The 2,799-nt window shown below is 66.7% G+C and carries 3 protein-coding genes; 2 read left to right on the plus strand and 1 reads right to left on the minus strand.

Annotation, left to right across the window (positions count from 1 at the left end; all coding sequences use genetic code 11):
- The first annotated feature begins 158 nt into the window (after nucleotides 1-158).
- Complete coding sequence (locus HMPREF9440_RS10325; protein WP_050816037.1) at nucleotides 159-800, plus strand: copper resistance protein NlpE; 642 nt, start codon at nucleotides 159-161, stop codon at nucleotides 798-800.
- A gap of 311 nt (nucleotides 801-1,111) precedes the next feature.
- A complete protein-coding gene (locus HMPREF9440_RS00765; RefSeq protein WP_008540541.1) occupies nucleotides 1,112-1,564 on the plus strand; it encodes a hypothetical protein in 453 nt (150 codons plus the stop codon).
- Between the two features lie 124 nt (nucleotides 1,565-1,688).
- On the opposite strand, the gene HMPREF9440_RS00770 is transcribed toward HMPREF9440_RS00765, so the two are convergent.
- Nucleotides 1,689-2,799: alanine racemase (locus HMPREF9440_RS00770; protein WP_008540542.1), on the minus strand; the 1,111-nt coding region annotated here is incomplete at its 5' end.

The following is a 2,799-nucleotide window of genomic DNA, read 5'->3' on the forward strand; positions in this document are numbered from 1 at the left end:
CACATTCGCCGCGCAATTGCTTGCACATGTTGCGCTCCGCGCCCCTTAGATTGCACTCCGAGGACGCCCGGACCAGAGGGTCGTCCGAACTCAAAAACCGCCTTGAAATCGCCCCACAACGCACGCAGGGGCTCACGCCCCCAAAGGAGCACCGACAGATGGTTCGATTCTTCCGTTCCTCGAAGTCCTCCGATTCACCCCAATCCGCGAAGGCCGGCAAGTCCTCCGCCCCCTCCGCCGACGAGACGCTCGAAAAGCCTCTCCGCCCGGCCTCCCGCCGCCGCACCAAGGCGCAGGACGTCCGGTCTCAGATGGCCGGCGACGCCGCCAAGAATGCCAAGTCCGCCGACGCCCCCAAGTCTTCAATCCCGCCGAAACACACGCTGCTCGCCGCTTTGGGCGCCGTCATCCTCGCCGCCGGCTGCGCCGCGGGCGTGGGGAACCCTGACCGCACGACATCCGACGGGCAGATGCAGATCTCGACCGAAGCCGAGCGCGCCGCCTCCGGCGTCTACGAAGGCGTCATTCCCGCGGCGGACGGCCCCGGGATCCGCGTGGCGCTCTACGTGCGCGCCGTCGGGACCTACACGAGGATCGACACGTACCTGGAGAAGAACCTCACGACCGTCGAGGACGGCCGCTGGACGGTGAAGGGAAACCGCATCCAAATGACGCCTCTGGACCCGAAGAAGCCCATCCGCTGGGCCGAGCGTGACGGGAACGAACTCCGCCTCATGGACATCGAGGGGAATCCGATCACCGGAGCTCTCGCCGACAACTACGTGCTCCGGAAGAACTGATCGGAGTTCCTGTAGCCGCAAACCCCACAAACTCATACGCGCCCGCCGAGGCTCCGCGCCCGACGGGCGCTTTGCCATTCACGACGGGTGCTTCCGCATCCCAGAACGGGCGTTCCCTCCGCCCCAATTGAGGATCTCATCCCGAACATCCTGTTCGAGAGAAGCGAACGCCGTCTTCTCCCGCGGTTCGCTAAGATTCGGGGATGCGTGCGCCCGTCCGGGGCTCTCCGGCCTCATCAGACTGCGGACCGCAGACCGCGCCCGCACGCCGACCAGCCCCATCATCGACCCGACCACCTCCAGGACCGACCATGCCCACGATGTCCAAGACCGCCTCCGCCCGTCTTCTTCCCCTCCTGACGTTCGCCGCGCTTCTCGCAGGCTGCGCCGGGGCCCCGAAGGACGTGCCGATGCCGGTGGCGCCGCCTCCCGCCGTGACGCCGGACGTCCTCAAGGTCCAGGCCGCCTCGACCGCGCATGATCCGTCGATCAACCTCAAAACGGCGTTTGAGACCTGGGGCATGTGCATCCCCGAGTCGCGCGTTTGGGAGGAGCTGGAGCCGGGCAGGGTGGCGTTCGTGTGCCACTACGACGACGCGACGCAGGTGCAGTTCGAGTTCCGGGTGACTGGCGGCGACGTGAAGCTCGCCACCTTCTACTTCACGAGCCAGAACGACGCGGACTTCTCCGGGATGAGCGTCCGGGGGGAAGAAGCCGAAGCGGCGCTCGACGCCGTCTACAAGAACAAGGATCCGCTCCGCTGACGGCATCCGCGAAGTCCTCCGAATCCTCCGACCCATCCACAGAAAACCGAACGCCCGGAGCATTGCGCTTCCCGGGCGTTCTTGTCTTCAGGGACCGGCGTGCGGTCGGGTTCCGCTCAAAGCATCAACCCCACCCGCGCACGTGGTCGATCTCGTCCGTCACGACCCCCGCGCCGTCGACCAGAAGGAGCGTCCGGTAGGGCGCGGCCGTGGGGCAGGCGTGGTTGGGGAGCACCCGCAGGCGCGTCCCCACGGGGTAGAGGTCCAAGGGGAGCGTGTAGCCCTCCCGCGCCGTGATGATCCCGTGCTCCTGGTTCGCGCCCGACATAACGACGTTCCCGCCCAGAAGCGGGACGCCCTCCACATCGCACACGAGCCCGTAGCCGTAGTCGCAGTGCTGGTTCGCGGTGCCGCGGTCGCGCGACATCGCCATCCAGCCGGCGTCGACGATGAGCTGCCCCTTCTCGGCCTTCTTCCCGATCACGGTGCAGAGGACCGACCCGGCGATGTCGTCAAGCCCCACGGTCCCGAGGTTCGCCTGGAAGAGGTCTCCCATGGCGTAGACGCCCGCACGGATTTCCGTGACGCCTTCCATGCTCTCCGCCGCCATGAAGGTGGGGGAGGAACCCGCCGAGACGATGTCGACCAGGAACCTCGCCTGGCGGAGGCGCTCCGCCGCCTTCACGATCCCGGCGCGCTCGTTTTCGGCCGCCTTCTTCGCGGCCTCCACCCCTTCGTGGTCGTAGCTCCCGCCCGCGTGCGTCAACACCCCGGCCAAAATCGCGCCGTGCTTCAGAGCGTGCGCCGTGTCGATCAGATCGTCCGCGTCGGGGAGAAGCCCCGAACGGTGGCCGTCGACGTCGATCTCAAGGAGTACCGGCATCACGCACCCTTCCGCCATGCAGAAGTCCGACACCATCTTCGCGGCTTCCGCGCTGTCCAAAGTGATCTTCAAATCGCACCCCGAGCGGCGGATGCGTGAGACTTCGTGGAGCTTCTGCGGGGCGATCCCGACCGCGTAGATGAGGCCCGAAACGCCGCGCTCGGCGAACCACCGGGCTTCCTCCAAGGTCGAGACGGTGGCGGGGCCGTCGAGATGCTCCATCTGTCGGCGCGCGATCGTGATCGACTTGTGGGTTTTGAGGTGCGGGCGCAGCGTGACTCCGAGCGTTTTGGCGCGCTCGAGCCCGCGCTTGAGATTTCGGGTGAGGACTAGTAAGGGAATAACGTGTAAT

It is taken from the genome of Sutterella parvirubra YIT 11816, from assembly GCF_000250875.1.
GTDB lineage: Bacteria > Pseudomonadota > Gammaproteobacteria > Burkholderiales > Burkholderiaceae_F > Sutterella > Sutterella parvirubra.

Coding starts and splice junctions, on each gene's coding strand:
- HMPREF9440_RS10325 (WP_050816037.1), top strand. CDS start 159: ATGGTTCGATTCTTCCGTTCCTCGAAGTCCTCCGATTCACCCCAATCC.
- HMPREF9440_RS00765 (WP_008540541.1), top strand. CDS start 1,112: ATGCCCACGATGTCCAAGACCGCCTCCGCCCGTCTTCTTCCCCTCCTG.